Consider the following 26,489-nt stretch of genomic DNA (forward strand, 5'->3'; position numbering starts at 1 on the left):
CATGACCGAGGCAGCAACGACGCAGACTCCGACCCTCACCCCGATGCTGGCGTACGAGGACGCGAACGCCGCAATCGCCTTCCTCAGTGAGGCCTTCGGCTTCACCGAGACCATGCGCCTGGTCGGCGACGACGGACGGATCGGGCATGCCGAGCTCTCGTACGGGAACGGCAAGATCATGCTGGTCGACTTCGGCCGCGGCTACCAGAGCCCGCGGCACCACGCCGAGTCCTGTGCCGCCGCCCGGACCTGGCTCGACCATCCGTACATCGTCAACGGCGTCTACGTCGTGGTCGACGACGTCGCGGCGCACTTCGAGCGGGCGAAGGCGGCCGGAGCGACCCTGCTCTCGGAGGTCGAGGAGACCCCGCACGGCACGCTCTACCGGGCGGCCGACCCGGAGGGCCAGCGCTGGATGTTCAACCAGCCGCCCGCCCCGAGTTGATCATGCTCGGTCCGGCACCGCGTCGTCGAGCAGGTAGGCGCAGGACCTGAGGATCCACTCCGGCGGCTCGGCTCCCGCATAGGTGCCGAAGCCGAGATCGCCGAGCGCCAGGATCGCGCCGAGCACCGTCCGGACGTCGGCCGGGACCTCTCGCCGGACGAGTTCGCGGAGCAGGTCGCTCGCCTCGGGCTCGAGCCGCCCGATGCCGATCCCGGTCGACGCCATCCTGAGCAGATCGCGCCGCGCGTCGCCCGGCCGGGCACTCTCCCAGTCGAAGATCGCCACCAGCCGAGGCCCGTCGACCATCAGGTTGCGGTAGTGGAAGTCACGGTGCTCCAGGTCGGTGGCCCGCAGGTTCGTACCGTCGGCGGCGTCCAGGATCGCGGTGATCCGCCGAGCCAGCCGCTCCTGCGTCGTTCCGGCCAACCGTTCACAGAGCCGGTGCCCGATGGTCCGCGCCGCCGCTAACTCCGCCGGCCAATCCGCGCGCTCGGGTGCGGCGGCGCCGCGGTGGCGTCGCCAGAGTTCGTCCACCTGGCGTACGTGCGCGGCGGTGAGCAGGTTCGGCACGTCGCCGTCGACGAACTCCTGCACCGTGTAGACCTCGTCCTGCCGCCGACCATGATCAAGGAACCGCGGGATCGGGTACCCGTCCCGGCGCAGCCGGTCGGTGAGGCGGACCGCCAGAGTCACCCGTTCCAGGAGCCGGGTCTCGTGCCGCGGCATGATCTTGAGCACCACGCGCACACCGTCGGCATCGGTCGCCAGGTAGGCACCCCACTCGCCGCCGGCCAGCCGCCGCTCCACCGTGAGCCCGAGCTCGGCGGCCAGCCGTCGGACCGGCTGCGGCAGGTTCTCGGACTCGACCATGATCGGGCCAGTCTGGCGAGAACCGACCCGCCCGGCATCCGGATTTCCGCGCGCACGCTGCACGGACGCCCGAGGTTTCGAAGAATCTCGGGCGTCCGTGTCCGATCCGGGCTCGGCGATTCGTAGCAGAGGTGAGGAGCGGCCTTTACGATGGGCCCGCCCGACCAGAGGAGACGATCAGACGATGCAGTTCTTGATTTCCGTGATGGGCGACGAGACCGGCGCGGCCACGCCCGAGGAGCTGGCGGCCACCGACGAGTTCAACCAGCGGCTCGAGGCGGCCGGGCAGTTCGTCTTCGGCGACGGGCTCGCGGCGCCGAGCACGGCGACGGTCGTGGACGGCCGCGGCGAGGCGCCGGTGCTCACCGACGGCCCGTTCCTGGAGACGAAGGAATACCTGGCCGGCTTCTGGATCATCGAGGCACCGGATCGGGAGACGGCGCTCAAGCTGGCCGCCGAGGGATCGAAGGCCTGCAACGGCGTGGTCGAGGTCCGGCCGTTCCAGACCTTGTGACCGGGCCGGACGCCGAGGAGGCGATCACCCGAGCCCATCACGAGGAGTGGGCTCGCGTGGTGGCGTCCCTGACCCGACGTTTCGGTGATCTTGACATCGCCGAGGAGTCGGCCGCGGAGGCCTTCGCGACCGCCGTCGAGCGGTGGCCCGTCGACGGCGTACCGCCGAATCCCGGTGCCTGGCTGACCACCACCGCCAACCGCAGGGCCATCGACCGGATCCGGCGCGAGAGCAAACGCGACGACAAGCAGAAGGAGGCTCAGCAGATGTACGACACCGAACCGCCCGAGCCTCTCGGCGCGATCGAGGACGAACGGCTCCGGTTGATCTTCACCTGCTGTCATCCCGCTCTCGGCATGGAAGCCCGGGTGGCGTTGACGCTGCGCATGGTCGGCGGGCTGACCGTGCCCGAGATCGCCCGGGCCTTCCTGGTCCAGGAATCGGCCATGGGACGGCGGATCACCCGCGCCAAGGACAAGATCAAGGCGGCCCGGATCCCGTACCGGGTGCCGGACGCGGAGGACCTGCCGACCCGGGTCTCGGGCGTGCTGTCGGTCTTGTTCCTGGTCTTCAACGAGGGCTATCTGGCGACCAGTCCGGACGCCGACCCGATCCGGCACGACCTGACCACGGAGGCGATCCGGCTCACCCGACTGATCCGCAGCCTGCTACCCGCGGACGGCGAGGTGGCCGGCCTGCTGGCGCTGATGCTGCTCACCGAGGCCCGCCGCGCCGCCCGGGTCTCCACCACCGGTGAACTGGTCACCCTGGACGAGCAGGACCGCGGGTCCTGGGACCCGGAGTTGATCACCGAAGGCCACCGGCTGGTCCGGGAGCGGATCGCCACCGGCGTCGCGCCCGGGCGGTATCAGCTGCTCGCCGCGATCAATGCCGTGCACACCTCGGTCCGGGACATGCGGGACACCGACTGGTCCCAGATCGTCGCGCTCTACGACCAGTTCGTCCGGATCGACCCGTCCCCCATCGTCGAACTCAACCGCGCCATCGCGGTCGCCGAACTGGACGGCCCCGAGGTCGCCCTCGCGATCATCGACCGGCTGTCGGACGCGTTGATCAACTACCACGCCTTCCACGCGGCCCGGGCCGATCTGCTCCGCCGGCTCGGGCGCAGCCAGGATTCGCGGGCCGCGTACGACCGGGCGATCGAACTCGCCGGCAACACCGCGGAGACCGCCTACCTGACCCGCCGCCGCAACCAGCTGGCCTAGGAGGCGCTCCGCGCGGCCCGGAGTTGGCCGACCCACAGGTCCGCCAGCCGGCGCCCGTCCGGAAGTTGATCATTGGGCTCCCAGCGCCAACTCGTGTTCACGGCCAGGGCGAGCAGCCGGCAGTCGCGCAGCAAGTCCCGGTCAACGCCGGGATAGTGATCACCGACGGCCTCCGGTGCATGGGCGAGATCGAACTCGACCGGCCCGCGGCAGCAGGTCTCGAGGTCGATGAACAGCGGCCCGGCCGCTGTCGCCAGCAGGTTGCCCGGATGCGGCTCGCCGTGCAGCAGCTGGTCGCGGCCGCGCTCGGCGATCGAACGACCCAGCCCGGTCAGGGTGTCCAGCAGCAGTTCCCGGTCCGCGTCGCCGAGCTCGGGACTGCCGGCCCGGTTGCTGATGATCAACCGGGCCTCCTCCACCCGATCGGAGAAGTGCGGCGTCGTGATCTCCACCGTGCGCATGCCGGCATGCAGCCGGTGCAACGCGTCCGCGTAGCGGTCGGGCGGCAGTTCCCCGGTGATCACCGTCGCGTGGTACGTCCACAGGGTGATCACGAACCCGTCGCTCTGGTACGCCAGCGGCGCGACCCGCGGATCGAGGGCCGCCACCGGGCTCCCGGCCGCGACGAGGGCCTGGGCGAGCTCGATCTCGAACTCGGCGCACTGCTCGGCGACCGGCGCGACCCGGGCCAGCACGTCGCAGGGCAGCAGCCGGACGGCGGCCTTGTTCGAGTTCTGCAGCACGACCGCGTCGTCGACCTCCAGCCCGGCGTCGACGGCGATCCGGCGCGCCGCGGTCACCGCCCGCGCCAGTTCCGTTGCCTGCATCCTCGCCTCTCCCCTGCCTGGACCGAACTCGCATGCTATGCGGCCGGGCCGAACGAGGCTAACCTGTTTTCGACCCGTCGCCACCGCTGCCGAGGAGAAGCTGATCATGGACTACACCCTGATCCCACTCGCCGACCGACCGACCGGCACCGAGGGCGAGATGATGCTGTTCTCGCTCGACCGGGTGCACCGGCAGTTCGCCTGGAAGACCGGCGGGCTGACCGCCGAGCAACTGCAGCAGCGGCACCCGCCGTCGAAGCTGACCCTGGCCTGGCTGGTCATCCACCTGACCCGGGTCGAGGCGGACTGGACCGCCAAGGCCGAGGGACGCAGCCACGAGGAATCCTTGGACGGCATGGATTGGGACGAGCACGGCCGGCACCCGGACCGCCTCTACGGCCTCTGGTACGAGACGATCGCACGCACCCGGCAGTCCTGGGCGACCATGATCAACGACCTGGACACCGTCCTGCCGTGGGGGCCCGACTACACGGTGAACCGGCGGCGGACGCTGACCGACATCCTCGAGGAGAACCTGCTGCACACCGGGCACGCGTCGATCGTCCGCGAGGCCGTGGACGGGTTGATCGGCAACGACCCGCCCTGACTCAGGAGATCATGATCACGAGCCGCGCCTCGCCCGGCGCCGGCAGCGGGAGCGTGATCACGATCCGGCCCTCGGCCGGCTCCGCCGAACCATCCTTGGTGTACGGATTGTGCGGCAGCACGGGCCAGCTGAGCACCGCCTCGTCCGGCAGGGTCACCCGCCAGCCACGGTGCGCGAACCAGCCGCCGCAGTCGGCCCCGGTGAGCCGGATCGGCTTGGCGTCCAGCGTCCCGCCATGATCACCGGCCTGCCACGGCTCGCCGAGCTTCGCGACCAGGCCGGCCTGCGCGGCGACCGGCCGGTCGGACTCACCGTGCAGGCCGTACCGCACCGTGGCCGAGTCCTCGGTGAGCTCGAGCCGGACCGAGACCGGAACGCCCGCGTAGTCGAGATCCAGCCCCAGCTCGTCCGGTCGCAGCGTCGCCGAGGCCGGCAGATGATCCAGCCCGGGCCGTACCGAGAAGTCGGGATCCTCGTCGCCCGCGCGATGCGCCAGCAGCGCCGGATCACCGACGGTGAAGGTCGACCACAACGGTTGCAGCCGGGTGTTGCTGCCGCTCAAGATCAGGCCGACCGCGTCGTGATAGACGGACAGGTGCGCCTGCCGGTCCTGGATCCAGCGGTTCGGACCCTGCGGGCCGTGATAGGCCGAGACCGTCGCGAACCACGGTTCCCGGCGCTCCACCAGCGCGTCGTCCGCGCCGAGCACGAACCGGTGTTCGGCCCGTTCGGCCGCCACCTCCTCGGCCGGGCCGTCGTGGCCGTACTTGATCATCGAGGCGATGGTGTCGGCCGCCACCGGCCCGCCCTCCGAACCCTGCACCCGATGGAGCCAGCGCAGATAGCCGCGGCCGGCCGCCGACGCCAGGAAGCCGACGCTCAGCGAGGCCTGGCTGTGCCGGTAGTAGTTGCGTTCGTCGACGGTCTCCACCAGCGTCCCGTCGGGATAGGTGAGGTTGGCGTGGAAGGCCGCGGCCCGCTCCAGCGCCGGCAGCACCGCGCGGTCGCCGGACATCCCGAGATAGCAGCCGAGGGCATCGACGTACACGACGTTGTACGCCACGACGGGACCGCGATGCTCGGACCAGAAGCCGGCCGGGTCCTGCTCGGCGACGGTCCGGTGCAGATAGTCGGTCGCGGCCGCGGCCCAGTCGTCGCGGCCGAGCACCTGCGCCGCCGCGTACACGCCCATCGCGTGGTGCGCCGGGATGTTGCGGATCGGCTCGGTGAGCGCCGTCGCGACGATCCCGTCCACCGCAAGGGTCAGCGCGGAATCCCAAGCAGCACGGCGATCCGCGGGCATCGCGTCGCGGATCAGGCCCCAGGCCCGGATCCAGCGCGAGTACGTCCACGGCATGTAGATCGGACCCCAGGTCGAGTTGTCCTTCTTCCGGAACTCGAACTGGCCGCGCTCGTCCGCGGCGTCGATCAGGGCGTCGCCGCCGGCGATGATCGCCGCCAGCAGTTCCTGATCATGGTGGTACGGGTTCGGCCGCCCGGCGGCCGGCTCGGTGGCCCAGGCAACGGCGAGCGGCCAGAGCACGTTCTGGTCGTTGACGATGAACGGCTCGGTGCCGAACCGCCCGGTGGCCGGGTCCTGAGTGGCGAGGATCTCGGGAATCTGGGCCAGGAAGTCGGGCCACAGTTCGGTGACGAGCGCGTTGACGGAGGTCCCGTCGATCATGGAAAGGCTCCTCGGCTGCTCCGGGGTCCGCCCGGGCAGGTGGGGGTCAGCCAGACGACAATACCGAGTTGATCACCGGGCCGGTGGCTGCGGCAGGGCGGCGTCTCACCGGGCGGGCGGACCGGTCAGCCGGCCGTGCGGAGGTCGAGGCTGAAGCCCGGATACCGCGGATAGTCGCCCACCCGATCGGCCTCCAGCCCCAGCGACTCGTAGAAGGCGACCGCCTCCTGGCTCGCCTGCCAGTGCAAGATCATCGGCTCGGGCCGGCCGCGGGCCCAGGCGAAGACGCCGTCCATCAGCAGCCGGCCCAGGCCGTGCCGCCGGTGCTCCTCGGCGACGTAGAGATCGTGCAACCGGCCGATCGTGAACCGCAGCCGGAGATTCGGCCCGTAGTCCTGGGCGAGGGCGTAGCCGACGGGCTCGGCCTCCCGGTACGCCAGCAGCAGGCAGTAGTCGTCCCGGTCGACCAGCCGGGCGTAGCGATCATGGAACAGCTGCTCCGGCAGATCGATCATGCCGGGGTCGAAGCCCTCGATGACGGTACGGAAGTCGGCCCGGTCCCCGGCCGACGCGCGCCGGACGACCGCTGCGTTGGTCATGACGGCACGATGCCAGCGCGGTCCGGGCCGACGCCAGCGATATACCGGCCGCGAGGCTCAGGCGTCGTGTTCCTGGAGCAGCTCGTTCAGCCGCTTCAGGACCCGCAGCTGGGCCGGGTGGTACAGGTCGACGATGGCCTGCGCCATCGTCTCGCCGGCCTGCTTCGCTCCGTGCGGCGAGTCCGCGAGCGGGTCCCGCGCCCACGGGTTGTCGGCGCGGGACTTGATCACCATCGGCAGTAGCCGCTCCGCCAGCCGTTCGATCGTCTCGTCGTCCGCATCCTCGGGCAGGGCGTCGAAGTCGGCCTCGGTACCGTCGTCGGGCTGGCTGACCAGGGCGCGGAACTGCTCCTTGGACTCGTCGCTGAACAGGGTCGAGTAGACCATCAGCAGGGATCGCTGCCGGTCCGAGAGGTCCCGCGAGATCGGGGCGAACTCCGGTGGCACGTAGGCCGGTGCGCGGTGTTTCATGATCACGGCCAGTTCCGCCCGGACCCGGTTGAGCCGGTTCACGGTCGCCTCCAGCTCGGCGTCCAGCACCTGGATCGCCGCGTCCGGATCCTCGTCCGCCCGGCCCATCGTCGCCACGTCCGCCAGCGGGACGCCGAGCTCGCTCAACCGCCTGATCTGGAGCAGCCGGACCAGGTGCCCGACCGCGTACTGCTTGTAGCCGTTCGACCTCCGCTCCGGCAGCTCCAGCAGGCCGAGCTGGTGGTAGTACCGGATCGCCTTCACCGTCGTACCGGCGAGGTCGGCGAGCTGTTGGGTGCTCCAGGCCATGGCTCCAGTCCACACTCTGCCCCCGGGGCAGAGTCAAGGCGGGCCGCCGGGCTTGACCCTGCCCCGAGGTCAGGGTCTGAAGTGGTGGTCATGCGAATCCTGCGCGAACCCCTGCGGCTCATCCGCGCCAACCTGCGGGCCTACCTCGTCCTGAACGCCATCGTGTACGGACTCTGCCTGGTCGGCATGGCGGTGGCGATGATCTTCCCCCAACTGAACACGGCCCAGCAGACGATCATGAACGACAACGGCACCACGGGGCTGGTCACCTCGTTGCTCTCCAACGTCTGGCTGTTCGCGTTGACGATCTTCGCGGTCAACGTCGGCACGGTCGCGCTGCCGGTCATCCTGCTGCCGTCGCTGATCGTTCCGTTCTCCGGCATCGCCGTGTTCGCGTACCGTGCCTTCAACTTCGGCGTCACACTGGCGCCGGTCAACGAGGTGTCGGCGACGATCCTGATCCCGCACTCGTTGACCATGATCATCGAGTTCCAGGCGTACGCCGTCGTCATGTTCGCCGCCTACCTGATCGGCAAGGCCTGGCTGTGGCCGAAGACCGTCGACGCCAGCACCCGCCGGCAGGCGTACCTCCGCGGACTGGGGCAGGCCCGCTGGCTTGGCCTGCCCGCGCTGGCCCTGTTCGTCGTCGGCGCGGTCTACGAGGCGTTCGAGATCATCTATCTGGTACCGCCGCTGCTCGCCGGCTGAGCCGCGGACGATAGCGTTGGCGGCATGTGCGGCATCGTCGGAATGGTCGCGGGCGGCCCGGTCAACCAGCGGCTCTACGACGCGCTCCTGCTGCTGCAGCACCGGGGCCAGGACTCGACCGGCATCACCACCGCCGACGGGTCGACGTTCCACCAGTCCAAGGCCCGCGGCCTGGTCCGGGAGTCCTTCCGGACCAGGGACATGCGGTCCCTGCTCGGCAACGTCGGTCTCGGCCACGTCCGGTACGCGACGAAGGGCGATGCGGCCAACGAGCAGGAGGTCCAGCCGTTCTACGTGAACGCGCCGTACGGGATCTCGCTGGTGCACAACGGCAACCTGACCAACACCCGGGAACTCGCCGAGGACCTGTTCCACATCGACCGCCGGCACATGAACTCGACCAGCGACACCGAGATGCTGCTCAACGTCCTGGCCACCGAGCTGCAGGGTCAGATCGAGGGCCTCGACCTCGACCCGGACCAGATCTTCCGGGCCGTCGCCCAGGTACACGAGCGGGTCGAGGGGTCGTACGCCGTGATCTCCCTGATCGCCGGGCACGGGCTGCTCGCCTTCCGCGATCCGTTCGGCATCCGCCCGCTGGTGCTCGGCAAGCGCACCGAGGGCGGCCGGGACTCCTGGATGGTCGCCTCGGAGTCGGTGGCGCTGGAGGGCTCCGACTATCAGCTGGTCCGTGACGTCGCCCCGGGCGAGGCGGTCTTCATCTCGGCCGACGGCGAGTTCTTCTCGCGCCAGTGCGCCACCGCCCCGCGGCTGGTCCCGTGCTCGATCGAGTACATCTACCTGGCCCGCCCGGATTCGATCATGAACGGCATCTCGGTCTACGAGGCCCGGCTGCGGATGGGCGAACGGCTGGCGCAGACGATCAAGGAACAGCTGCCGCTCGGCGACGTCGACGTCGTGATGCCGGTCCCGGACACGGCCCGGCCGGCGGCGATGCAGACGGCCCGGACGCTCGGCATCGACTACCGGGAGGGCTTCTACAAGAACGTCTACATCGGCCGGACCTTCATCATGCCCGGGCAGGCGAAGCGCAAGCAGAGCGTCCGGCAGAAGCTCAACGCGATGAGTTCGGAGTTCGCCGGGAAGAACGTGCTGATCATCGAGGATTCGGTGATCCGCGGCACCACGTCCCGGGAGATCATCGACATGGCCCGCCGCTGCGGGGCCAACCGGGTGACCTTCGCCTCGGCCGCGCCGCCGGTCCGCTTCCCGCACGTGTACGGGATCAACATGCCGACCCATGGCGAACTGATCGCGCACGGCCGCGAACCGGACGAGATCGCCCGGCAGCTCGGCGCCGATCACCTCGTCTACCAGGACCGGGCCGGGCTCGAGTCGGCGATTCTCGCGGACTCCGAGGTGACCGAACTCGACCTGTGCTGCTTCACCGGCGAGTACGTGACCGGCACCGTGACGCCGGACTATCTCGACTGGGTCGGCCAGAACCAGCGCTCCTAACCTCACCGGCCGAGAACACGTTGACGGACGGCCGAACCCGTCCTACGTTTGGCCTACGGCATCCGTGCTGCGGATGTCGTTGGTGGTCCCAGACCCTGACCAGCTGTCGTTTCCCTTCGCCTTCTGTCGAAGCCGGGGGACGTGCGGCCCGGCACACGTCGGGGGGTCTCGGACCGCGCGTCCCCCGCACTAACAGTGGTTCGGGCACGCGGAACTTTCGTGCTGCCGAGGGGGCTGGACGCGTGAGCCTGGAACAGTTCGCCACCGATCCGGCGCGTTCGCGTCGGGTGGTGGGGCTGTGCCTCCTTGCGGTACGGACACTGCCGATCGACGGTGCCGCGGTAGTGCTGATCACCGACGGCGGCCATCGCGGCTATCTGGCGGGTGCGGGCGGCTTGTCGGCCGGGTTGGAGGAGTTGCTGACGCGGATCGGGGAGGGCCCAGCGATTGACGCGGCACGGCACGGGGTGCCGATCTTCGTACCCGATCTGGCGACCGCCGACTACCAGTCCCGCTGGCCGGTCTTCACCGTCGAGGCGTTGCTCTTCGGCGTCGCCGCCGTCTTCGCGTTTCCGCTGCGGATCGGCGCCATCGACCTCGGGGTCTTCGTCTGCTACCGGACGACGCCCGGCCCGCTGCCGCCGGAGGCGCTGGAACAGTCCCTGCGCCTCTCCGACACCGCCGCCTATCTGGCCCTGGATATGACCGCCCCGCTGACCGACGAAGCCGCGGCCCACCGCGACCGGCTGGCCGACCCCGGGTACGACGACGATCACCAGGTCAACGGCGCCCTCAACGGGGAGGGAGCGGACTTCATCGGGGCCGAGGTCCACCAGGCGTCGGGCATGCTGATGGTGCAACTCGGGGTGCCGATCGACGCGGCCCTGGCCCGCCTCCGTGCGTACGCCTTCGCTCACGATCGGCCGCTGGTCGAAGTCGCGCGCCGGGTCATCGCCCACCAACTGAAGTTTGAGAGATGATGACACCACCAATCCACCGCAGGACGGCGACATGAGCACAACACCATCCCGGGAAGTCCGGCTGGGGCGTCTGTTCGTCCGGCTGGCCGACAACCTGGTCAGCGAATTCGACGTCGTCGACCTCCTCGACGAACTGGTGGCCAGCTGTGTCGGGCTGCTGGACGTGTCGGCGGCCGGCTTGATGCTGGCCGATTCGCAGGGTCGGCTGCAGGTGATGGCGGCGACGTCGGAACAGACCCGCCTGCTCGAACTGTTCGAGTTGCAGAACCAGCAGGGGCCCTGCCTGGACTGCTATCGGAGCGGCGAGCCGATCACCGCGGCCGCTCCGGACGAGCAGTCGGACCGCTGGCCGATCCTGGCCCGGCGGTTCCGCGAACTCGGGTTCGGCCCGGTCTACGCGCTGCCGTTGCGGCTGCGCGACCGCACCATCGGCGCCCTCAACCTGTTCCAGCCGCCGGACACGCTGCTGTCCGACGACGCCCTGCAGATCGGCCAGGCCATGGCCGACGTCGCCACGATCACCCTGCTCCAGCACGAGTCGGCCGAGGCCAGCGAACGCCTCACCACGCAGTTGCAGACCGCCCTGAACAGCAGGATCACGATCGAGCAGGCCAAGGGCATCCTGGCCCAGTACGCCCGGATCGACATGGATCAGGCCTTCCAACTGCTCCGCAACCATGCCCGGACGGCCCGCGCGAAGTTGACCGACGTCGCCGCCGGACTGGCCACCGGCCAGCTCGACCCCGGCACCATCGCCAAGCCGAGCCCGAAGCCGTAGCCGCCGGCCTCAGGTGCGATCGGCGACCTTCGCCCCGGCGGCGGCCCGTTTCGCCGACTTGGTGGCGGTGATCGCGGCGGCCAGGGTGTCGTACTGCGCGTCGGAGCCGGCCAGGACCTCACCGTCCGCCGCCGCCAGCCGCCAGCGGTATTTGCCGCGGTTGTCCTTGTAGATGTCGAACGTAGCGGTCATGGCAGGTGTCCTGTTCAGGCGAGGTTGCGGGCCGCGGGGCAGTCGAACGGATCCCTGGCATGCAATCCGACCCGATTGAGATAGCGGACGATCCGTGCGTACGAGGCCGGCAGCGAGGTCTCCAGGTAGGGGATCTTGGCCTGCCGGCAATGCTCCCGGACGATGATCGCCGCGCGCCGAAGGTGCGGCCGCGGCATGCTCGGGAACAGGTGGTGCTCGATCTGGTAGTTGAGTCCGCCCATCAGCGTGGTCGTGCCGAAGCCGCGGATGTTGCGCGAGGTGAGCACCTGCTTGCGGACGAAGTCGAGCTTGCTGCGGGCGGAGATGATCGGCATCCCCTTGTGGTTGGGCGCGAACGACAGGCCCATGTAGAGGCCGAACACCGCCACCTGCACTCCGAGGAACGCCGCCCCCATGCCCGGCCCGAGGAGCAAGATCACGATCGTCGGATAGAGGGTCAGCCGGACCGTGATCAAGATCCGTTCCAAGATCGTCGCCGGGCCGCTCCGGCTGTACGCGCTGCGGACGGAGTCGAGGTGAAGCCCGAGCCCGGTGAACAACAGCAACGGGAAGAACAGGTAGCCCTGGCGGCGCGTGATCACGGCCCAGAGACCCTTCTTCCGGCGCGCGTTCTCCTCGTCGAACGACAGCGCCTCCATGTCGATGTCGGGGTCGCGGCCGATCTTGTTCGGGTTCGCGTGATGCCTGCTGTGCTTGGACATCCACCAGGAGTAACTGATCCCGGTGATGCCGGTGCCGACCAGGAGTCCGGCAAGATCATTCTTGCGGCCGGAGGCGAACACCTGCCGATGCGCGGCCTCATGGGCGAAGAACGCGAACTGGGTGAAGAGCACTCCGAGCCCGGCCGCGATCAACAACTGGAACCAGGACTGGCCGATCAGGAAGCCGCCCGTGACGACCATCCCGAGACAGGCACCGAGCACGGCCAGCAGGCCCAGATAGAAGCCGCGTCGGCGGTTCAACAGTCCGGCGTTCTGCACGGTCTTGATCAAGGCCCGGTGCAGGCTTTCCGGTTGATCGGGTTCGGCCGCCGGCGGCGGTTTGGCGAGAGTGGTGGTCGCCGCCTGGCGATCACTGAAAGTTTGCATGGTGAATTCCTCCTGACGAGGAAATCAAGGTCCAGGAGCCTCGTCCATCTGGTCTGCCCCAACCAAGGGTTGGGCCGGAGTGGTTGGCATCTCGAGACGGGACGTCGTCGAATTCCGGAACAGGGCCCAGCCTACTCCGCGGGCCCCTCCAGCCAAGGCGTTCGAGGGTTCTGGACGCGCGGCCAGGTGCCCTCAGGTAACGGGGAGTAGGGTCGGACACGATCGTGGATTCAGCAGAAAGGCCGGCCATGACCGCAGACCGGAGCGCACAGCGCCTCACCCGAGCCGTCAAGAGTCTCGGCCGTCGCGCTGCCGCCGTCATCGAGGACAAGATCAACAACGCCTTCGAGGTCCTCCGAGAACTCCTTCGCCTGCCCGGCGGCCGGACCCCGCAACCGGTCAGGGTGCGGGTCAGGAAGTAGCCGCCCACGGCGGGCCGGCCTTCCTGGGTGATCTTCGTTTGCTTCGACGGGGCAACTCCGGCGCGCTCGGACGGCCGAGGACGGGGAAACCCGACCGGAACGCGCCGAAGCCCCGATCGAGGAACGCGGGGAACATTCCTCCGCTCCATCGATACCCACGACGCGCCGTCCTGAAACACCGTCAGCCCGCTCGTCGCACCGATCGCGCCTCGAACCAGGCCCACAGGTCGTCGTCGACCGGATGCCCGGAGTACGCGTCGGCCTCCTGCCCGAGATCGACGGCCTCGGTGAGCAGCCGCCGGCGGCGCGGGTCGAGCCGCTCCACGAAGTCGGCGCCGAACCAGACCGGCTCCGGATTGCCCTGACCCGCGATCCGGGCCAGATCCTCGGCGCGGGTCACCGGCCCGCCGAAATGACAGGCCCGCTCGGCCGTCGAATCATGATCACGATTGGTGCTGATCGTCAGCACCGGCCCGGCGTCGACCCCGATCCCGGCCGCGATCGGCTCCCGGCCCTGCCGGCGCAACGCCTCGTTGACGACCCAGCCCAGCGTGTTCGCCCGCGCCGCAAGATCGAACACCGCGGCGATGTCGGACCGCGCCGGAGTCGCATAGACGGCGGTGATCCGATCACCGCCGGTGCCCAGGTGCCGAACCCGGCGGTCGTACAGCGCCTCCAGCACCTCCGTGGTCCAGACCTGATGAAGGCTGACCAGCTCGGCCGGCTGCTGCCGCGTCGCGGCGGCCGCGGAGACCCGCAACTCGGCCACGATCACCGCGCCCGGCCAGGCCAGCGCATCGCTGTCCGTACCGGCCCGCAGTTGCCGCGACGCGACTCCGGTCAACGCGCCGTCGATCCTGGCCGCCGCGGCCTCGGGGCTGAAGGGTTCGATCGGGTGCACGCCCTGCAGGTACCCACTCGGCCGGCGAACTCCTCGCGCTCACCGATGAGTTTGCGCCACTCCCGGTCTCTGTCCGTTCGAGACCCATCTCTTCGAGGAAAGTGAGCAAGGAATGCGCAACATCGTCGTCTCCACCATGGTCGGACTGGACGGCTGCTTCGACGGTCCGAACCGTGACCTCAGCCGACTGCCGATGGACGACTTCTTCAGCGCCCACAACGCCGAACGCATGCAGGCGGCGGAGGTGCTGCTGTTCAGCGGCCGGCGCACGTACCAGGACTTCAACGGCTACTGGCCCACCCAGCTGACCAGCGACGACGCGGCGCTGCGGCTGATCGCCCGGCGCTGCGAGGAACTCCCGAAGGTCGTCGTGTCCGACCAGTGGCAGGCCCCTCCGACCGGCGCCTGGGCGCCGACCACGACGGTCGTGCGGCGGGCCGAGGCCGCGGACCAGCTGACCCGGCTGAAACGCGAGGGCGACGGCGACATCGTCATGTTCGGCGGCCGCGCGCTGACCAACGCCCTGTTCGCCGCCGGACTCGTCGACGAACTGCACGTCATGATCGCGCCGGTCATGGTCCCGCACGGGATCAGGGCGTTCGACGAGGACGTGCTGCCGTCGCTGCGGTTGGTCGACGTGCGCCGGTACGAAGGCTCGGAGAACACCTTGATCACGTACCGACGGGCCTAGGCCGGCCGGGGCCGGGCACGCGGTTCGGCGGCCGCCGCTTGACAGGCCCCCTCCAGAACTCAATACTTAGTCATGTGACTAAGTATCCGGAGGGGGCCGAGGGCGAGGCCCAGCTCGACCGGATGTTCCGCGCACTGGGCGACAGCACCCGCCGGGCGATGGTGGCCCGACTGGTCCACGGACCGGCGTCGGTGAGCCAGCTCGCCGAGCCGTTCGGCATGGCGCTGCCCACCGTCGTCCAGCACCTCCGGGTGCTCGAGGCGGCGCAGCTCGTGTCGTCCGAGAAGGTCGGCCGCGTGCGTACGTACCAACTCGTGCCCGACGCCCTGGTCCCGGCCAACGCCTGGATCGTGGCGCAGCGCCGGCCGCAGGAGAGCCGGCTCGACCGCCTGGGCGACTTCCTCACCCAGCCCCAACCGACAGAGAAGAAGGACTGACATGACCGACCGCACCGCCACCCACGCCACGTTCGTGCTCGAACGCGAATACCCGGTCCCCGTCGACCGCGTGTGGGCGGCCTTCGCCGACCCCGAGCTCAAGCGCCAGTGGTTCGGCAGCGACGAGTTCGCCTACGTCGAGCGTGCCGACGACTTCCGGGTCGGCGGCGTGATGATCGACGACGGCCGGCACCGGGACGGCGGCCCGCTGTCGCGGTACCGCGCCACCTACACCGACATCGCACCGAACGAACGGATCGTCTACACCTACGACATGTGGCTCGACGAGGCGCACGCCTCGACCTCGATCACCACGATCACGTTCGAGCCCACCGACGACAGCGGCGCGGGGACCCGACTCACGTTCACCGAGCAGGGCGTCCATCTCGACGGCGTACACGGTCCCGGGCCCGAGGCCGCGGCCGGCCGCGAGTCCGGCACCGCCGGACTGCTCGACGCGATCGGCAAACTGCTGGTCGCGGTCGACTGAATCTCCATCGGAAAGGTTGAAGCTGATGACCGGAACAGTGCTCTTCAGTGTGGCGATGTCGCTGGACGGCTTCGTCGCGCCCGAGGCCGTACCCGCCGAGGATCTCTTCGGCCCGGCGCGGAAGCAGGACGATCCGAGAGTGCGGCTCTGGATGACGCGGTGGAGCGAACTGCATCAGGCCGCCTTCCCGCAGCGGTTCTTCCGGGAGAACCTCAAGCTCGGTACGGGCGGCGAGGAAGGGCTCGACAACGATCTCGCGCAGCAGACCCACGCCCGTACCGGGGCGAGCATCATGGGCCGGCGCATGTTCGACGCCGGCGAGCTGTCCTGGCCCGAGGAGGCGCCGTTCCACACCCCGGTCTTCGTGGTGACCCACTCCGAGCGGGAGCCCTGGGAACGGCCCGGCGGGACGACCTTCCACTTCGTCAACGACGGGATCGAGGCCGCACTCGACCAGGCCCGCGCGGCGGCCGGGGACCGCGACGTCCGGATCGCCGGCGGCGGCACGACGATCCTGGAATACCTGAACGCCGGCCTGGTCGACGAGTTCCGGATCACCCTGTCGCCGGTGCTGTTCGGCGTCGGAGTCCGCCTGTTCGAGGGCATCGATGCCGACCGGATCGCCTTGGAACCGGTCAGCGCGCAACCCTCGCCGAACGGGGTGACCCACCTGACCTACGCGGTACGGCAGCGGTAGCCGACCCCGAAGTTGATCATGAACCGAACCACTACCGGCCGGCGATGCCGAGGACGTGCGGCGTCGACGGTTGGGTGAACCGCCGCTCGGGAAACCGGAGTCGCTGGCTGGTCGTCACGGTGAAGCCGGCGGCGGTGATCAGGGCGACCGGGTCCGTGGCGGTGTGGCAGCCACCCGCGAAGCGCGGCCAGAAGGTGGCGTCGACCAGGCGCTGGACCGTTCGCAGTACGGGTGTGTCGGCGATGGTGTGCTCGAGGAAGTGCAGCGTCCCGCCCGGCCGCAGGACGCGTCGGATCTCCGCCAGCGCGCCGGGCCGGTCCGCCACCGAGCAGAGGACCAGGCAGAGGACGGCGGCGTCGACGCTGGCGTCCGGCAGCGGAAGCCGGCCGGCGGCGCCGGGTCGCACGGTGACGGAGACCGTTGCCGTCGTGGCCGCCCGCTCGGCCAGAGATCGCAGGTGTGGTTCGGGTTCGACGGCGATCACCCCGGTGACGGCGGCCGGGTAGTGCCGGAAGTTCATCCCGTTTCCGGAGCCGATCTCGACGATTCGTCCGGTCAGCGGGCCGAGCAGCTCCCGGCGAAGGGCGGCCAGCCCTTCGGTTTCGAGGGTCTCGCTGATCTTGGCGTAGAACCGGCTGAACCGGGGCCGGGGCAGGTCGGTCGCCGGCGGTTGATCTTGGGACTCGCTGGTATCACCTGACATCGATGGGCGTCCTCGTCGTTGCGGTCCGTTCGGTCGGAACTCCCGACGACCATCTCTCGTACGGCGACGTACCGCAAGGCCGGGCGCCCGTCCCCGGGTCGTGTGAGACGATGGGTGAGTTGGGACAAGCATCCCGGTGAATCTCAGCCACACCCCCTGCAGGTCGGGGTGCCCGGAGTCGTGGCCAGTTCATTCAGGAGCAAGATCAACTTCGCTGCCCGGGGACTCACTGGTTGATCTTGTGATCGCGCCACGTGGCACCGTCGCGAGGCCTACCGACCGGAGGAGGAAGCGATGAGGATCGCACCCGTGACCAGTTCGTCGTCAAGCTCGGCACCCGGGACCGGAACGGGGTCCGGACGGTGACGCGCGCCGAGGTCCTGGGCCTGGCCCGTCAGTACGTGGCCACCGACTCGCTGCAGCGCTGCATCGACGCGACCGCGAGCGGCCCGCGCTCCGACGCCGAGGTGATCGCCGACTACCTGGCCGACGCGAACCCGTACCCGGATCAGACCGAGGTCGAGGTCCTGGACCGGGTCTCCGGGACCTGGGAGCCGGCGATGATCGTCGAACGTTCCTGGCCGAACGAGTGGCGGATCGACTTCGACAACGCCCACCTCGGGCGGCGGTGGGCCGGCCACGCAGAGATCCGGTTCCTGGCCCATCCGGCCGGTCGCGCGAACGATCTCAGGCCGGCGACCGCACCAGGTCGTCGGGCGCTCTGACACCGCTCCCCATTCGGGGTCAGAGGTGTAGCCGCTTGGCGAGTTCATGGCGTACGTCCGGGCCGCTCACCAGCTGCAACGCGACCAGGGTGAGGACGCTGAGCGACCCGCAGATCGCCGACGGGACGGGGTTGGTCACCCAGCCGAAGGCGAGGAAGCCGATCGGCGCCAGGCCCAGCAACACCGTCAGTCCGCTGTAGACGATGTGCTCGCCGACCTCGATGCGCATCACCCTGACCGTGATCAACAGCGCGACGACCGCGCAGGCGCACACGATCGGCACCGCGTACGTCAGCGACCAGCGGTACCACCCGGTCAGATAGTCCCAGTAGACGCAGGCCAGCCCGATCAGGGCGACGAGGTAGACGATGCCCTTGGCGACGTTGCGCCGCTTCCGTACCGCCATCAACACCACCAGCCACATGGTGATCACGCCGAGCCACACCGAGCGGAGCACCCCGATCTCGTCGATCCCCCGGTTGAACAGCAGTTGGGCACCGTACGAGGCCAAGATCACCGCGATCGAGGTGAGGAACAGCACCCGCAGCACCCGGCGGCGCGAGAACGTGAGCGGCACCGCGGGCAGCGGGCTGCGGACCGCCTGACCCGCGACCGGCCCGGTACACAAGGGACAGTTGGCCCAGTCGCCCTCGATGTCGACGGCGCAGTCGGCGCACCGCTTCACCGTTCCACCTCCGCGAGTTCGGCCTCCGTCACGCGTGCCGCGGCGACCGTCACCTCAACACCGTCGGCGGCCAGCCGGCGGGCGAATTCCCGGACATGGCCGGTCTCCACGAACGGCGAAGTGAAGCTGACCGTGAGCAGCCCGGCATGGGACATGATGCCGACCTGAGGGCGGACGGCGGAGACGTGGAACAACATCCGCCCCACGTGCGCGCCGGCCGGTTCGGGCAGGCTCACCCGGCCCAGATTCGAGACCGCGACGGTGAGGCCCCGGTTGCTGCCCCGGTTGATCAGTCCCAAGATCACGTCCTTGAGCGGGCGCGGCACGATCCGCAGCACCGGCATCCGTTCGAACCGGCTGAACCGGCGCAGCTTCCGGTCCAGTGACTCGCGGGTCACCTTCCGGCGGAACTGATCATCGAGCTGGCGGCAGACCGTACCAAGATCATCGGCGCCCTCGCCGTACGTGTGTTCCACCCGGGTCGTCGCGAAGAAGTTCCGCGGCGACTGGGAGGGGAAGAACTGGCGCAGGTTCACCGGCACCGACGCCGTCAGCGTCCGGGACCGGCCCAGGCCGCCGGACGAGAGCCGGATGGACTCGAAGAGCAACCCGGTCAGGTACATGGTGAGCGACACGCCCTCGGCCCGAGCCAGGGTCAGCACCTCCGCCACCGGCATCGTGAACTCCACCAGGCGCGGGCGGTTGTCGGGCGTACGCGTCCCGTGGACCCGGTGCACCCGGCTGCCCGCGGGCCGGCCCTTGACCGGCTCGCCGCTGCTCATCGGTCCGGCCTCGACGCCGCCGCGGCTCCGGTTCTGGCGGAAGTAGTGGGCGAAGCTGTCCGGGACCAGCGCCCGCTGCCACTCGGCGTCGTCCTCGCCGGACCGGTCGATGACCTCCAGCGGATCGGGACTCCCGCCGGCAGAAGACTCGTCCGCTGCCGACGGCTCTCGTACGCGGAGCTGGACGTAGGCCGTGACCAGGTCGGACAGGAACCAGAGCGCGCCGATGCCATCGGACAGCGCGTGGAACAGTTCGAGGACGATCCGCTGCCGGTGGTGCATCACCCGGAACAGCAGGTTGCGCCGGTCCGCACGGTAGATCGGGGCGCAGGTGTACTGCTCGTCCGCCGTCACCTGGGGCCGCAGGTCGCTGTCCTGCAGGTAGTACCAGAACACTCCGCGGCGCAGCACCGCGTGATAGAGCCGGTACCGGTCGTACGTCGCGTCCAGCGCCGCCTGCAACACGACGGGATCCACGTCGTGATCCAGCTCCGCGCTGATCCGGAACACCTTGGGATCGGCATCGGTACGAGCAGCGAGAAAGATGTTGGACGCGTTGTCGAGCCGCACCCACTCCCGGTGGCGGCGCACGCCGGATCCCACCACGCCGAGAAGTCTGTCGAGCGTCCGCACAGCACCCATCATGGCCCGCGCCGCGCGGTCCGTCCGGAGCGGGACACGGTCGCCCGGCGTACTCCTAGCCGCCTTGGGTGCCGAACCCCGACCCGGGTCCGCCGTCCGGGCGGGTCAGCCGATCGAGGATGTCCTGAGCCTGCAGGTCGTTGCCCTGGGTCGCGGCCACCGTCATCGCGGCATCGGCCCGCTCGAACGTGGTCTCCGGAGGTACGACGACGAGGTCGATCCGTCCTCGCGCGGAGGCGCCGGTGAACGCGCTCAACAACCCGGCGGGATGGCTGTCGAAGTAGGCGACCCGAATGACCCGTCCGGCCAGGCCCAGCCGAACCGGCTGATGGGTCCAGTCGGAGCGGTGCAGCAGGATCCTGATCACCGGACCCTGAAGATGATCAAGGGCCAAGATCAAACCGGGCAGTTCGGCGACCGGGTTGGTCGAGCGAGGCCACCAGCCGCCGTCCAGCAACCCGTAGGGACTGCCCCGGCGTTGCAGCCGCAGCCGCGGCGTCGAGGGCTCGCCGATCGCCGTCGTCACGGCGTTGAGGTCATGAACTCGGGTCATCTGAAGATCACTTCCTGACAGGAAACATCGATCGAAGTCCCCGCCGCAGGACTCGCGGAATCATCACGGCTCGGAATGGGTCCTGGATCGCGCCGGTCTGGCTGCCATCTCAAGACGGGATGTCGTCGATTCCGGAACTACGTCCGAGTTTATCCCTCCGCCGTCAGGTCCAACCGCCCAGCCACGTCGGCCGGGACCTCCGGGTGGCGGACGGGTAACTCGGCCGCGGATCGTCCGAACAGATGGGTCCGAGAGGCCTTACGAGCGTCGCCGCGTCACCAGAGGCACCGGCCGTTCCGGTTCCCTGAAATCCAAGGAATGCGCTGGATCGAAGATTGGTCTGATGGATGCGGTGGCGGAACCAAGACGCCACGGCTCTCGTAAGAGGTCCACTGGCGGATGCCGTCAGACACCCTCACCTTACCCGGCCACCGAAACGGCAGCACCACCTTCGGGCAACCCTCGACCTAAGCACCAGGGTCCCCGCCGACCGCCCGGAGCGTCGCGATCGTGATCATGATCGGCGGTGATCAACACGGCGGTTCGGTACAAGACCGGCAGCCTCGGTTGTCGTTACCGTCCGGCCGTGGACTACAGCGGCCTCGTCAAACGCCTCTCGCTGCCGGCCGGGTGGGCCGCGCCGCGGGAGTTGATCTTCGAAGACCTCCGGGCCATCGCGCTCACCCGTGATCAACTGAAGGACGACGTCGCGGGGATCAACGCCAGCCTCGAGCTGATCCGCCGGACTCGCGGTGGCCGCTGGCCGACCGAACCGGTCACCGAGGACTACAACTACGTCGACCTGGTCTGGCACGAATGCGAATTCCGCGAGGGCGACTCGTACACCTACGCCGCCTACGACCTCGACGGCGGCTATCTGGGCTGCTGCTACCTCTACCCGATGGGACGGCGCCGGCCGCTCACCGAGGAGACGCTGGCCCACGACGTCGACGTCAGCTGGTGGGTGACGCCGGAGGCGTACCAGCGGGGCCGCTACGTCACGCTGTATCGCGCGCTACGCCACTGGATCGCCGCGCATTTCCCGTTCACGCATCCGTATTACTCCAACGCCGAGATCCCGCCTTCGGGTACGTCCCGATCCCTCAACAGCCCTGCCTGACGGTAGATCCGGCGCAGGTACTGGTGCATCTCCTCGGGCGTGATGTCGCCGGGTTGCAGGAGTCGGTAGATCAGCGCACCGACGGTCATGTCGATGATCACCTCGACGTCGGTGTCGGCGGGGAGGTGACCTTCCGCGACCGCGCGTTCGAGGACCGGGATCGCGACCGTACGGCGGGGCAGGATGTGGTTGTTCCAGTACGCGGCCATGATCGCCGGGTGGGTGAAGCGCGACCCGAAGGCCTGGGCCAGGAGCGCCCGGTACTCGGTGGTGACGAGGGTTCCGGCGGCCTCGGGCAGCGCCGCCTCGATGATCATGCTCAGCTGGTCATAGGTCAGGGCGGCGTCCGGCTCTCCGGTGGCCGCCTCGGCGTCGGTGCGGCCCGGGATCCCTTCCGCGGTTGACTCGATGGCGGCCGCGAGCAGGTCCTCCCGGGCGGTCCAGCGCCGGTAGACGGTCACCTTGCTGACCCCTGCGCGGCGGGCGACCTCTTCGATGCTGGCACCGGCGATGCCCTTGTCGATCATGAGCTCGCGCGCCGCGCGCAGGATCGCTGCGTCGGCCTCACTGCTGCGCGGCCGACCCGGGCGGGTCATCGCCCGAGCCCGAAGACCGACGCCAGCCGGTCCCGCAGGTCCGACAGTTCGGTGCCGCGCCAGGCCAGATGCCCGTCGGGCCGGACCAGCCAGAGCTCGTCCACGCCGTCGGCGCGATCCAGGACCACCGCGTGCTCACCGAGCGCCGTGGGGAACGCCCCGGCTGTACCGGGCGGCTGGAGGACGGCCCAGGTTCCGCCGAGCTCGGCATGGAGCCGGGAGCTGCCGCCGTCGGGTCCGGCGCAGGGCAGGTCGCCGACCCGGTCGCCGGGCCGGGGCACCGTGCCGTACGGGCGTCCGAGCGGTCCGCGTCGGTAGCTGACCCAGAGCTGGGACGCCGCCCAGGTCGCCTTGCGCTGGATCCAGGGCAGGCCGAAGAGCGGGGCGAAGACGCGGTCCCGGACGAACCGCCCCAGCGCGTGCCGGGTGACGTCCATGGCGGTCACCGCGGAGGTGCCGCGGAGGACGTCCTTGGCCAGCGGGCGACGTTCCGCTTCGTACGTGTCCAGCAGGGCCTCGCCGGCCTTGCCGTGCACGACGAGCGCGAGCTTCCAGGCCAGGTTCTCGGCGTCACCGATCCCGGTGAGCATGCCCTGGCCGCCGAACGGCGCGTGCGCGTGCGCGGAATCGCCGGCCAGGAAGATGCGTCCGGCCCGGTAGCGGTCGGCCAACCGCCGGTGGATCGTGAACTGCGACAGCCATTCGGGATCGCTGACCCGGACGTCGGCGCGGCCGCTGCGTTCGGGCAGGATCGCCCGGACCCGTTCGAGGATGGCGGCTTCGGTCAGCGGCTCGGCCGAGTGCTGGGTCTCCTCCGGGTCGTACGCCAGGATGCGCCACAGGTCGCCGGACGGGTGCGGCATGGGCATCACCCCGAGCAGTCCCGAGGGGTGGATCCAGCCGGTGGTGCCGGTCCGGTCCAGGTCCCAGTCCAAGTGGACGTCGGCGAGCAGGAAGCGCTCGGAGAGCCGGACTCCCGGGGCGCTGATCCCCGCCGCTTTACGCACCGTGCTGGCGGTTCCGTCGCACCCCACCAGCCAGCCCACCCGGACGCGTTCCCCGGTGCCGAGCACGGCGGTCACCTGACCGCCGTCCTGCTCGGCCGCGGTGAGCGCGGCGCCCCATTCGGGCTCGACGCCGAGTTCGCCAAGCCGGTGGCGCAGTTGGGCCTCGACCCGCGCTTGTGAGATCACCATCGGCGGCGCGGCGGTACGAAGACCGGGATCGCCGAACCTGAGGCTGACCAGGGGCCGGTCCCCGAGATAGCTCGTCACCGACATCGCGCGCTGCGATTCGTCCGGCAACGAGCCGAGCGCACCAAGACGGTCCAGCACCTCGGAACCGCGGGCATGCAGGAAGTTCGCCCGGGACGAGGTGGCCGGGCCGCCGGCCTTGTCGATCACCCGCACCGCGACACCGGCGAGCCGGAGCCCACAGGCGAGCGCGAGCCCGGTCGGCCCAGCGCCGACCACGAGCACCTCCGTCATGGCAACCTCCAACGACTTCATGAACGGTACCGTTCACATATTAGCCCATGCGCGCCGCACTCCAAGACGCGAAGGTGAGGAGATCGCGGCGACATTCGCCGAGGCGGGCGGGGACGCACACAGACCCTCGGACGGAACCGCAGTACTGGGGCGCTTGCCGGAGGGAACGCTCGGGGGTTCGTGCCCTCCAGCAAGCACGACCACGCTACTGGATTCCGACCCGCTGATGGAAGCCCACTCGACGGACTCCGGACCAATGACTCGAATGTTCTATGGTGGCAGACCCATTCACCTCAGGGAGGTCCTGATGATCGTCACCGTGGCCCGGACGACCGACCTTGATCGTTTCTTGGAGGTCTTCGAGACGATCGGCGCGAGAAAGCGGCGGGAACACGGCTGCCGCAGCGCCCGAGCTTTCGTCGATCCCGAGGATCCACAGCGGGTGTGGTCCGTCTTCGACTGGGACGCCGCCGACTACGAGGGATTCCTCGCCGACCCGGAGATCCCGGCCATCGCGCGCGAGCTCGCCCTCCAGGGGCCGCCGGTGCACGCGGTCGCCGCGGCCGAGCTCGACGCCTGACCTACCAGCAATCTGCCAGGACTCGCGCAACGGTCTCGTCGAAACCTTCCGCCGGACCGATGAATTCCTCGCTCAGGCCGGGAACCGGCTGGAAGCCGCGCCACCACCGGCGCAGATTGGCTTCCCAGGACTCCCGCGGCTGCGTCCCCGGCTTGGTCGCGGTCCGACGCACGGTCTCTTCGAAGGGCAGCTTCCAGAGGTAGGATCGCGAGACGCCCCGATGATCAGCGGCCAACCGGGTCAGCGGGTCGGTGTACCAGGCGGCGTTCAGGATGCCCTCGATGATCACGTCGACCCCGCGGTCCAGCAGGTGCCGGGTGATCATCTCCGTCAGCGAGATCGGATGGCCGCCCTGGTCCTCGCCGGCGCCCATGATCTCGCGCCGAATGACGTCCTGCCCGATGATCGCCACCGTCCCCGCGGGCCTCGCCGCCCGGATCGCGGCCGCGACCGTCGACTTCCCCGAACCGCTGTTTCCGCGGAGCGTGATCAGCCGGGTCGACTCCGTACCCAGACCTCGATCCGCGTCGTCGTTCGCCACCGGTCGATTCTGCAGGATGCACTGCCCTGCCGGTACGTGAGCAGCCGGCGGGTCACGTACCGGCCGGAGGCGGTGCGCCGACCGTCGACGTACCGAAGCGGTTTCGGTAGTCCGACGGGGCGATGCCGAGGATCCGGTGGAAGGTACGGCGCAGCGTCTCCGCGGTCCCGAACCCGTACCGCCGGGCGATGCCGTCGAGGGTGAGGTCCGTCTCGGCGAGCGCGTTCTGAGCCGCCTCGACCCGGACCCGTTCGACGTAGACCGTCGGCGGCATTCCCATCTCGCGGGTGAACCTGCGCTGGAAGTGGCGGGTGCTCAGCCCGGCGGACGCGGCCAGGTCCTCAATGGAGTGGCGATCACCGGGATTGGCGTGGATCGCGTCGACGGCCCGGTGGAGGGCGTCGCTGTTGGGCTGTGCCGCCCACAGCGGAACGCTGAACTGGGACTGACTTCCCGGCCGGTGCAGGTACAGCACCAGCTTCCGCGCCACCTTCAGCGCCACCTCCCGGCCGCGGTCGGCCGCAACCATGGCGAGCGCGAGATCCATCCCCGCGGTCACTCCGGCCGAGGTCCAGACCTTCCCGTCCTGAAGGTAGATCGGGTCGACGTCGACCATGATCGTCGGATACTCGCGCGCCAGCCGGTCCGCCTTGGCCCAGTGGGTGGTCGCGTGCCGGCCGTCGAGGACTCCGGCCGCCGCCAGCAGGAATGTTCCGGTGCACACGGACGCGACCCGGCGCGCGGCGGCGGCCGCTGCCGCGACCCACTCCACCAGGGCCCGATCCTGACCTGCATCGTGCACCCCGGCCCCGCCGGCGACGATCAAGATCTCGACGTTGCCCGGATCCGTGTCGGCGAGGGCACGGTCCGCGACGACCGACAGCCCGACGTCCGAGCGGACCGGGCCGGCGGCCGGCGCCACCACGGTGCAGGCGTAGCCGGCCTCGGCGAACACCTCGTACGGTCCGGTCAGGTCGAGTTGATCGTGCTCCTCGAAGATCACGAACGTCACCGATGCGGATCCCATGACGCCAGCATCCGCCCAGCAGGCCCAGGTCGTCTACGACATCCCGCCCACAGTCTGCGCCATCCGGCCGAGTTGATCTTGCGAGGGCGCATTGCGTGGGCAGGGCGTCGTTGACGCCCGTCCCGTTGATCACGGACGTTGGGTACGGGCCCGCCGTGACCCAGCAGAACGATCAAGCAAGGAGGAAGCCATGACCAGCCCCGCAGTGATCTACGCCGACCCAGCCGGGATGATCACGTACTGGAACGACGGCATGACGGCGCTCTTCGGACACAGCGCCGACGAGGCACTCGGCACCACCCTCGACCTCATCGTGCCGCCCGACTACAGCGAACGGCACTGGGCCGGCTTCCACGCCGCCATGAACCTGACCGACGGCGTGGTCGACCACGGATCGTTCGACGTGCCCGGCCTGCACAAGAACGGCAGCCGGATCAGACTCGAAGTCCACCTCCACCTCATTCACGACAGCAGAGGCCGGATCCTCGGCGCCCTGTCGGCCTTCAGCCCGGTCGGCGGACCGTCCGATTCGATCGAGCAGCTCTGAACACCGGTCGGACGGGCCTTCCTTCGGTACGAGTTGACTCGGCCCCAAGGGCACAGCGTGGG

At 69.6% G+C, this 26,489-nt stretch carries 33 protein-coding genes; 17 read left to right on the forward strand and 16 right to left on the reverse strand.

Annotation, left to right across the window (positions count from 1 at the left end):
* The first annotated feature begins 1 nt into the window (after position 1).
* Positions 2–445 carry a VOC family protein gene (locus tag ACFQU4_RS13890; protein ID WP_377492742.1) on the forward strand — a complete coding sequence of 148 codons (444 nt, stop codon included), beginning with the start codon at positions 2–4 and terminating at the stop codon, positions 443–445.
* Here the strand turns inward: ACFQU4_RS13890 and ACFQU4_RS13895 are convergent, their stop codons facing one another.
* Positions 446–1,315 (reverse strand): phosphotransferase, encoded by an 870-nt coding sequence (locus tag ACFQU4_RS13895; RefSeq protein WP_377492744.1) that lies wholly within the window; start codon positions 1,313–1,315, stop codon positions 446–448. It abuts the gene before it with no gap.
* A gap of 184 nt (positions 1,316–1,499) precedes the next feature.
* Between ACFQU4_RS13895 and ACFQU4_RS13900 the strand changes: the two genes are divergently transcribed.
* Both ACFQU4_RS13900 and ACFQU4_RS13905 read left to right on the forward strand, forming a co-directional pair.
* The gene (locus ACFQU4_RS13900) at positions 1,500–1,829 is read left to right on the forward strand and encodes a YciI family protein (RefSeq protein ID WP_377492746.1); all 330 of its coding nucleotides are present in this window, start codon (positions 1,500–1,502) and stop codon (positions 1,827–1,829) included.
* Entirely contained in the window at positions 1,826–3,058 is a 1,233-nt protein-coding gene (locus ACFQU4_RS13905) for an RNA polymerase sigma factor (RefSeq protein ID WP_377492748.1), read from the forward strand. The genes ACFQU4_RS13900 and ACFQU4_RS13905 overlap by 4 nt, the downstream gene beginning before the upstream one ends.
* Here ACFQU4_RS13905 and ACFQU4_RS13910 read toward each other — a convergent pair.
* A complete protein-coding gene (locus ACFQU4_RS13910; protein ID WP_377492750.1) occupies positions 3,055–3,885 on the reverse strand; it encodes an aminoglycoside phosphotransferase family protein in 831 nt (276 codons plus the stop codon). The genes ACFQU4_RS13905 and ACFQU4_RS13910 overlap by 4 nt on opposite strands.
* A gap of 106 nt (positions 3,886–3,991) precedes the next feature.
* On the opposite strand from ACFQU4_RS13910, the gene ACFQU4_RS13915 reads away from it, so the two are divergent.
* Positions 3,992–4,492: a DUF664 domain-containing protein gene (locus tag ACFQU4_RS13915; RefSeq protein WP_377492752.1), complete on the forward strand. Its 501-nt coding sequence runs from the start codon at positions 3,992–3,994 to the stop codon at positions 4,490–4,492.
* Between the two features lies 1 nt (position 4,493).
* Here ACFQU4_RS13915 and ACFQU4_RS13920 read toward each other — a convergent pair whose 3' ends face one another.
* The 3 genes from ACFQU4_RS13920 to ACFQU4_RS13930 form a co-directional block, all read right to left on the reverse strand.
* Complete coding sequence (locus ACFQU4_RS13920; RefSeq protein WP_377492754.1) at positions 4,494–6,176, reverse strand: hypothetical protein; 1,683 nt, start codon at positions 6,174–6,176, stop codon at positions 4,494–4,496.
* 125 nt (positions 6,177–6,301) lie between these two features.
* Positions 6,302–6,775, reverse strand: a complete 474-nt coding sequence (locus tag ACFQU4_RS13925; protein WP_377492756.1) for a GNAT family N-acetyltransferase — start codon at positions 6,773–6,775, stop codon at positions 6,302–6,304.
* 57 nt (positions 6,776–6,832) lie between these two features.
* The gene (locus ACFQU4_RS13930) at positions 6,833–7,555 is read right to left on the reverse strand and encodes a MerR family transcriptional regulator (protein ID WP_377492758.1); all 723 of its coding nucleotides are present in this window, start codon (positions 7,553–7,555) and stop codon (positions 6,833–6,835) included.
* A gap of 84 nt (positions 7,556–7,639) precedes the next feature.
* Between ACFQU4_RS13930 and ACFQU4_RS13935 the strand changes: the two genes are divergently transcribed.
* From ACFQU4_RS13935 to ACFQU4_RS13950, 4 genes are all read left to right on the forward strand, one after another.
* Entirely contained in the window at positions 7,640–8,263 is a 624-nt protein-coding gene (locus ACFQU4_RS13935; protein WP_377492760.1) for a hypothetical protein, read from the forward strand.
* 24 nt (positions 8,264–8,287) lie between these two features.
* Entirely contained in the window at positions 8,288–9,742 is a 1,455-nt protein-coding gene (purF, locus tag ACFQU4_RS13940) for an amidophosphoribosyltransferase (protein WP_377492762.1), read from the forward strand.
* 242 nt (positions 9,743–9,984) lie between these two features.
* Positions 9,985–10,722 (forward strand): GAF domain-containing protein, encoded by a 738-nt coding sequence (locus tag ACFQU4_RS13945; protein WP_377492764.1) that lies wholly within the window; start codon positions 9,985–9,987, stop codon positions 10,720–10,722.
* Positions 10,723–10,753: 31 nt separating this feature from the next.
* Positions 10,754–11,500: a GAF and ANTAR domain-containing protein gene (locus ACFQU4_RS13950; protein ID WP_377492766.1), complete on the forward strand. Its 747-nt coding sequence runs from the start codon at positions 10,754–10,756 to the stop codon at positions 11,498–11,500.
* A gap of 9 nt (positions 11,501–11,509) precedes the next feature.
* Here ACFQU4_RS13950 and ACFQU4_RS13955 read toward each other — a convergent pair whose 3' ends face one another.
* Both ACFQU4_RS13955 and ACFQU4_RS13960 read right to left on the reverse strand, forming a co-directional pair.
* Positions 11,510–11,692: a YegP family protein gene (locus tag ACFQU4_RS13955; RefSeq protein ID WP_377492768.1), complete on the reverse strand. Its 183-nt coding sequence runs from the start codon at positions 11,690–11,692 to the stop codon at positions 11,510–11,512.
* A gap of 14 nt (positions 11,693–11,706) precedes the next feature.
* Positions 11,707–12,801, reverse strand: coding sequence for a fatty acid desaturase family protein (locus ACFQU4_RS13960; protein ID WP_377492770.1), 1,095 nt, complete (start codon positions 12,799–12,801; stop codon positions 11,707–11,709).
* A gap of 248 nt (positions 12,802–13,049) precedes the next feature.
* On the opposite strand from ACFQU4_RS13960, the gene ACFQU4_RS13965 reads away from it, so the two are divergent.
* Positions 13,050–13,223, forward strand: a complete 174-nt coding sequence (locus tag ACFQU4_RS13965; protein ID WP_377492772.1) for a hypothetical protein — start codon at positions 13,050–13,052, stop codon at positions 13,221–13,223.
* A gap of 181 nt (positions 13,224–13,404) precedes the next feature.
* Here ACFQU4_RS13965 and ACFQU4_RS13970 read toward each other — a convergent pair whose 3' ends face one another.
* Positions 13,405–14,124, reverse strand: a complete 720-nt coding sequence (locus ACFQU4_RS13970) for a hypothetical protein (protein WP_377492774.1) — start codon at positions 14,122–14,124, stop codon at positions 13,405–13,407.
* A gap of 112 nt (positions 14,125–14,236) precedes the next feature.
* Here ACFQU4_RS13970 and ACFQU4_RS13975 point away from each other — a divergent pair, with 112 nt between their 5' ends.
* The 4 genes from ACFQU4_RS13975 to ACFQU4_RS13990 all read left to right on the forward strand — a co-directional run bounded on the left by ACFQU4_RS13975 (position 14,237) and on the right by ACFQU4_RS13990 (position 16,439).
* Positions 14,237–14,815, forward strand: a complete 579-nt coding sequence (locus ACFQU4_RS13975; protein ID WP_377492776.1) for a dihydrofolate reductase family protein — start codon at positions 14,237–14,239, stop codon at positions 14,813–14,815.
* A 74-nt stretch (positions 14,816–14,889) separates the two neighbouring features.
* Positions 14,890–15,252, forward strand: a complete 363-nt coding sequence (locus ACFQU4_RS13980) for an ArsR/SmtB family transcription factor (RefSeq protein ID WP_377492778.1) — start codon at positions 14,890–14,892, stop codon at positions 15,250–15,252.
* Between the two features lies 1 nt (position 15,253).
* Positions 15,254–15,742 carry an SRPBCC domain-containing protein gene (locus ACFQU4_RS13985; RefSeq protein WP_377492780.1) on the forward strand — a complete coding sequence of 163 codons (489 nt, stop codon included), beginning with the start codon at positions 15,254–15,256 and terminating at the stop codon, positions 15,740–15,742.
* A 25-nt stretch (positions 15,743–15,767) separates the two neighbouring features.
* Positions 15,768–16,439 (forward strand): dihydrofolate reductase family protein, encoded by a 672-nt coding sequence (locus tag ACFQU4_RS13990; RefSeq protein ID WP_377492782.1) that lies wholly within the window; start codon positions 15,768–15,770, stop codon positions 16,437–16,439.
* 31 nt (positions 16,440–16,470) lie between these two features.
* Here the strand turns inward: ACFQU4_RS13990 and ACFQU4_RS13995 are convergent, their stop codons facing one another.
* The gene (locus ACFQU4_RS13995) at positions 16,471–17,142 is read right to left on the reverse strand and encodes a class I SAM-dependent methyltransferase (protein WP_377492784.1); all 672 of its coding nucleotides are present in this window, start codon (positions 17,140–17,142) and stop codon (positions 16,471–16,473) included.
* 362 nt (positions 17,143–17,504) lie between these two features.
* Here ACFQU4_RS13995 and ACFQU4_RS14000 point away from each other — a divergent pair, with 362 nt between their 5' ends.
* On the forward strand, positions 17,505–17,867 hold the full coding sequence (locus tag ACFQU4_RS14000; RefSeq protein WP_377492786.1) for a hypothetical protein: 363 nt from the start codon (positions 17,505–17,507) through the stop codon (positions 17,865–17,867).
* A 19-nt stretch (positions 17,868–17,886) separates the two neighbouring features.
* On the opposite strand, the gene ACFQU4_RS14005 is transcribed toward ACFQU4_RS14000, so the two are convergent.
* The 3 genes from ACFQU4_RS14005 to ACFQU4_RS14015 all read right to left on the reverse strand — a co-directional run bounded on the left by ACFQU4_RS14005 (position 17,887) and on the right by ACFQU4_RS14015 (position 20,529).
* Positions 17,887–18,552: a DUF6320 domain-containing protein gene (locus ACFQU4_RS14005; protein WP_377492788.1), complete on the reverse strand. Its 666-nt coding sequence runs from the start codon at positions 18,550–18,552 to the stop codon at positions 17,887–17,889.
* On the reverse strand, positions 18,549–19,940 hold the full coding sequence (locus ACFQU4_RS14010) for an alcohol acetyltransferase (protein ID WP_377492790.1): 1,392 nt from the start codon (positions 19,938–19,940) through the stop codon (positions 18,549–18,551). Before ACFQU4_RS14010 ends, ACFQU4_RS14005 begins: the two co-directional genes overlap by 4 nt.
* Positions 19,941–20,031: 91 nt before the next feature.
* The gene (locus ACFQU4_RS14015; RefSeq protein WP_377492792.1) at positions 20,032–20,529 is read right to left on the reverse strand and encodes a DUF5994 family protein; all 498 of its coding nucleotides are present in this window, start codon (positions 20,527–20,529) and stop codon (positions 20,032–20,034) included.
* A gap of 586 nt (positions 20,530–21,115) precedes the next feature.
* On the opposite strand from ACFQU4_RS14015, the gene ACFQU4_RS14020 reads away from it, so the two are divergent.
* Positions 21,116–21,649, forward strand: coding sequence for a GNAT family N-acetyltransferase (locus ACFQU4_RS14020; protein ID WP_377492794.1), 534 nt, complete (start codon positions 21,116–21,118; stop codon positions 21,647–21,649).
* On the opposite strand, the gene ACFQU4_RS14025 is transcribed toward ACFQU4_RS14020, so the two are convergent.
* Both ACFQU4_RS14025 and ACFQU4_RS14030 read right to left on the reverse strand, forming a co-directional pair.
* Complete coding sequence (locus ACFQU4_RS14025) at positions 21,589–22,245, reverse strand: TetR/AcrR family transcriptional regulator (RefSeq protein ID WP_377492796.1); 657 nt, start codon at positions 22,243–22,245, stop codon at positions 21,589–21,591. The two genes, ACFQU4_RS14020 and ACFQU4_RS14025, sit on opposite strands and share 61 nt — an antisense overlap.
* Entirely contained in the window at positions 22,242–23,732 is a 1,491-nt protein-coding gene (locus ACFQU4_RS14030; RefSeq protein WP_377492798.1) for an FAD-dependent monooxygenase, read from the reverse strand. Before ACFQU4_RS14030 ends, ACFQU4_RS14025 begins: the two co-directional genes overlap by 4 nt.
* Before the next feature lie 307 nt (positions 23,733–24,039).
* On the opposite strand from ACFQU4_RS14030, the gene ACFQU4_RS14035 reads away from it, so the two are divergent.
* Positions 24,040–24,312, forward strand: a complete 273-nt coding sequence (locus ACFQU4_RS14035) for a hypothetical protein (protein ID WP_377492800.1) — start codon at positions 24,040–24,042, stop codon at positions 24,310–24,312.
* 1 nt (position 24,313) lies between these two features.
* Here the strand turns inward: ACFQU4_RS14035 and ACFQU4_RS14040 are convergent, their stop codons facing one another.
* Positions 24,314–24,853 (reverse strand): AAA family ATPase, encoded by a 540-nt coding sequence (locus ACFQU4_RS14040; protein WP_377492802.1) that lies wholly within the window; start codon positions 24,851–24,853, stop codon positions 24,314–24,316.
* Between the two features lie 52 nt (positions 24,854–24,905).
* Entirely contained in the window at positions 24,906–25,880 is a 975-nt protein-coding gene (locus ACFQU4_RS14045; RefSeq protein ID WP_377492804.1) for a GlxA family transcriptional regulator, read from the reverse strand.
* Between the two features lie 190 nt (positions 25,881–26,070).
* On the opposite strand from ACFQU4_RS14045, the gene ACFQU4_RS14050 reads away from it, so the two are divergent.
* Positions 26,071–26,427, forward strand: a complete 357-nt coding sequence (locus tag ACFQU4_RS14050; protein ID WP_377492806.1) for a PAS domain-containing protein — start codon at positions 26,071–26,073, stop codon at positions 26,425–26,427.
* The last annotated feature ends 62 nt before the right edge of the window (positions 26,428–26,489 follow it).

It is taken from the genome of Microlunatus sp. GCM10028923, from assembly GCF_042666975.1.
In the GTDB taxonomy this organism is placed as follows: Bacteria; Actinomycetota; Actinomycetes; order Propionibacteriales; family Propionibacteriaceae; genus Microlunatus.

Coding starts and splice junctions, on each gene's coding strand:
- ACFQU4_RS13890 (WP_377492742.1), top strand. CDS start 2: ATGACCGAGGCAGCAACGACGCAGACTCCGACCCTCACCCCGATGCTG.
- ACFQU4_RS13895 (WP_377492744.1), bottom strand. CDS start 1,315: ATGGTCGAGTCCGAGAACCTGCCGCAGCCGGTCCGACGGCTGGCCGCC.
- ACFQU4_RS13900 (WP_377492746.1), top strand. CDS start 1,500: ATGCAGTTCTTGATTTCCGTGATGGGCGACGAGACCGGCGCGGCCACG.
- ACFQU4_RS13910 (WP_377492750.1), bottom strand. CDS start 3,885: ATGCAGGCAACGGAACTGGCGCGGGCGGTGACCGCGGCGCGCCGGATC.
- ACFQU4_RS13915 (WP_377492752.1), top strand. CDS start 3,992: ATGGACTACACCCTGATCCCACTCGCCGACCGACCGACCGGCACCGAG.
- ACFQU4_RS13920 (WP_377492754.1), bottom strand. CDS start 6,176: ATGATCGACGGGACCTCCGTCAACGCGCTCGTCACCGAACTGTGGCCC.
- ACFQU4_RS13925 (WP_377492756.1), bottom strand. CDS start 6,775: ATGACCAACGCAGCGGTCGTCCGGCGCGCGTCGGCCGGGGACCGGGCC.
- ACFQU4_RS13930 (WP_377492758.1), bottom strand. CDS start 7,555: ATGGCCTGGAGCACCCAACAGCTCGCCGACCTCGCCGGTACGACGGTG.
- purF (WP_377492762.1), top strand. CDS start 8,288: ATGTGCGGCATCGTCGGAATGGTCGCGGGCGGCCCGGTCAACCAGCGG.
- ACFQU4_RS13950 (WP_377492766.1), top strand. CDS start 10,754: ATGAGCACAACACCATCCCGGGAAGTCCGGCTGGGGCGTCTGTTCGTC.
- ACFQU4_RS13955 (WP_377492768.1), bottom strand. CDS start 11,692: ATGACCGCTACGTTCGACATCTACAAGGACAACCGCGGCAAATACCGC.
- ACFQU4_RS13960 (WP_377492770.1), bottom strand. CDS start 12,801: ATGCAAACTTTCAGTGATCGCCAGGCGGCGACCACCACTCTCGCCAAA.
- ACFQU4_RS13965 (WP_377492772.1), top strand. CDS start 13,050: ATGACCGCAGACCGGAGCGCACAGCGCCTCACCCGAGCCGTCAAGAGT.
- ACFQU4_RS13975 (WP_377492776.1), top strand. CDS start 14,237: ATGCGCAACATCGTCGTCTCCACCATGGTCGGACTGGACGGCTGCTTC.
- ACFQU4_RS13985 (WP_377492780.1), top strand. CDS start 15,254: ATGACCGACCGCACCGCCACCCACGCCACGTTCGTGCTCGAACGCGAA.
- ACFQU4_RS13990 (WP_377492782.1), top strand. CDS start 15,768: ATGACCGGAACAGTGCTCTTCAGTGTGGCGATGTCGCTGGACGGCTTC.
- ACFQU4_RS13995 (WP_377492784.1), bottom strand. CDS start 17,142: ATGTCAGGTGATACCAGCGAGTCCCAAGATCAACCGCCGGCGACCGAC.
- ACFQU4_RS14015 (WP_377492792.1), bottom strand. CDS start 20,529: ATGACCCGAGTTCATGACCTCAACGCCGTGACGACGGCGATCGGCGAG.
- ACFQU4_RS14025 (WP_377492796.1), bottom strand. CDS start 22,245: ATGACCCGCCCGGGTCGGCCGCGCAGCAGTGAGGCCGACGCAGCGATC.
- ACFQU4_RS14030 (WP_377492798.1), bottom strand. CDS start 23,732: ATGACGGAGGTGCTCGTGGTCGGCGCTGGGCCGACCGGGCTCGCGCTC.
- ACFQU4_RS14035 (WP_377492800.1), top strand. CDS start 24,040: ATGATCGTCACCGTGGCCCGGACGACCGACCTTGATCGTTTCTTGGAG.
- ACFQU4_RS14045 (WP_377492804.1), bottom strand. CDS start 25,880: ATGGGATCCGCATCGGTGACGTTCGTGATCTTCGAGGAGCACGATCAA.
- ACFQU4_RS14050 (WP_377492806.1), top strand. CDS start 26,071: ATGACCAGCCCCGCAGTGATCTACGCCGACCCAGCCGGGATGATCACG.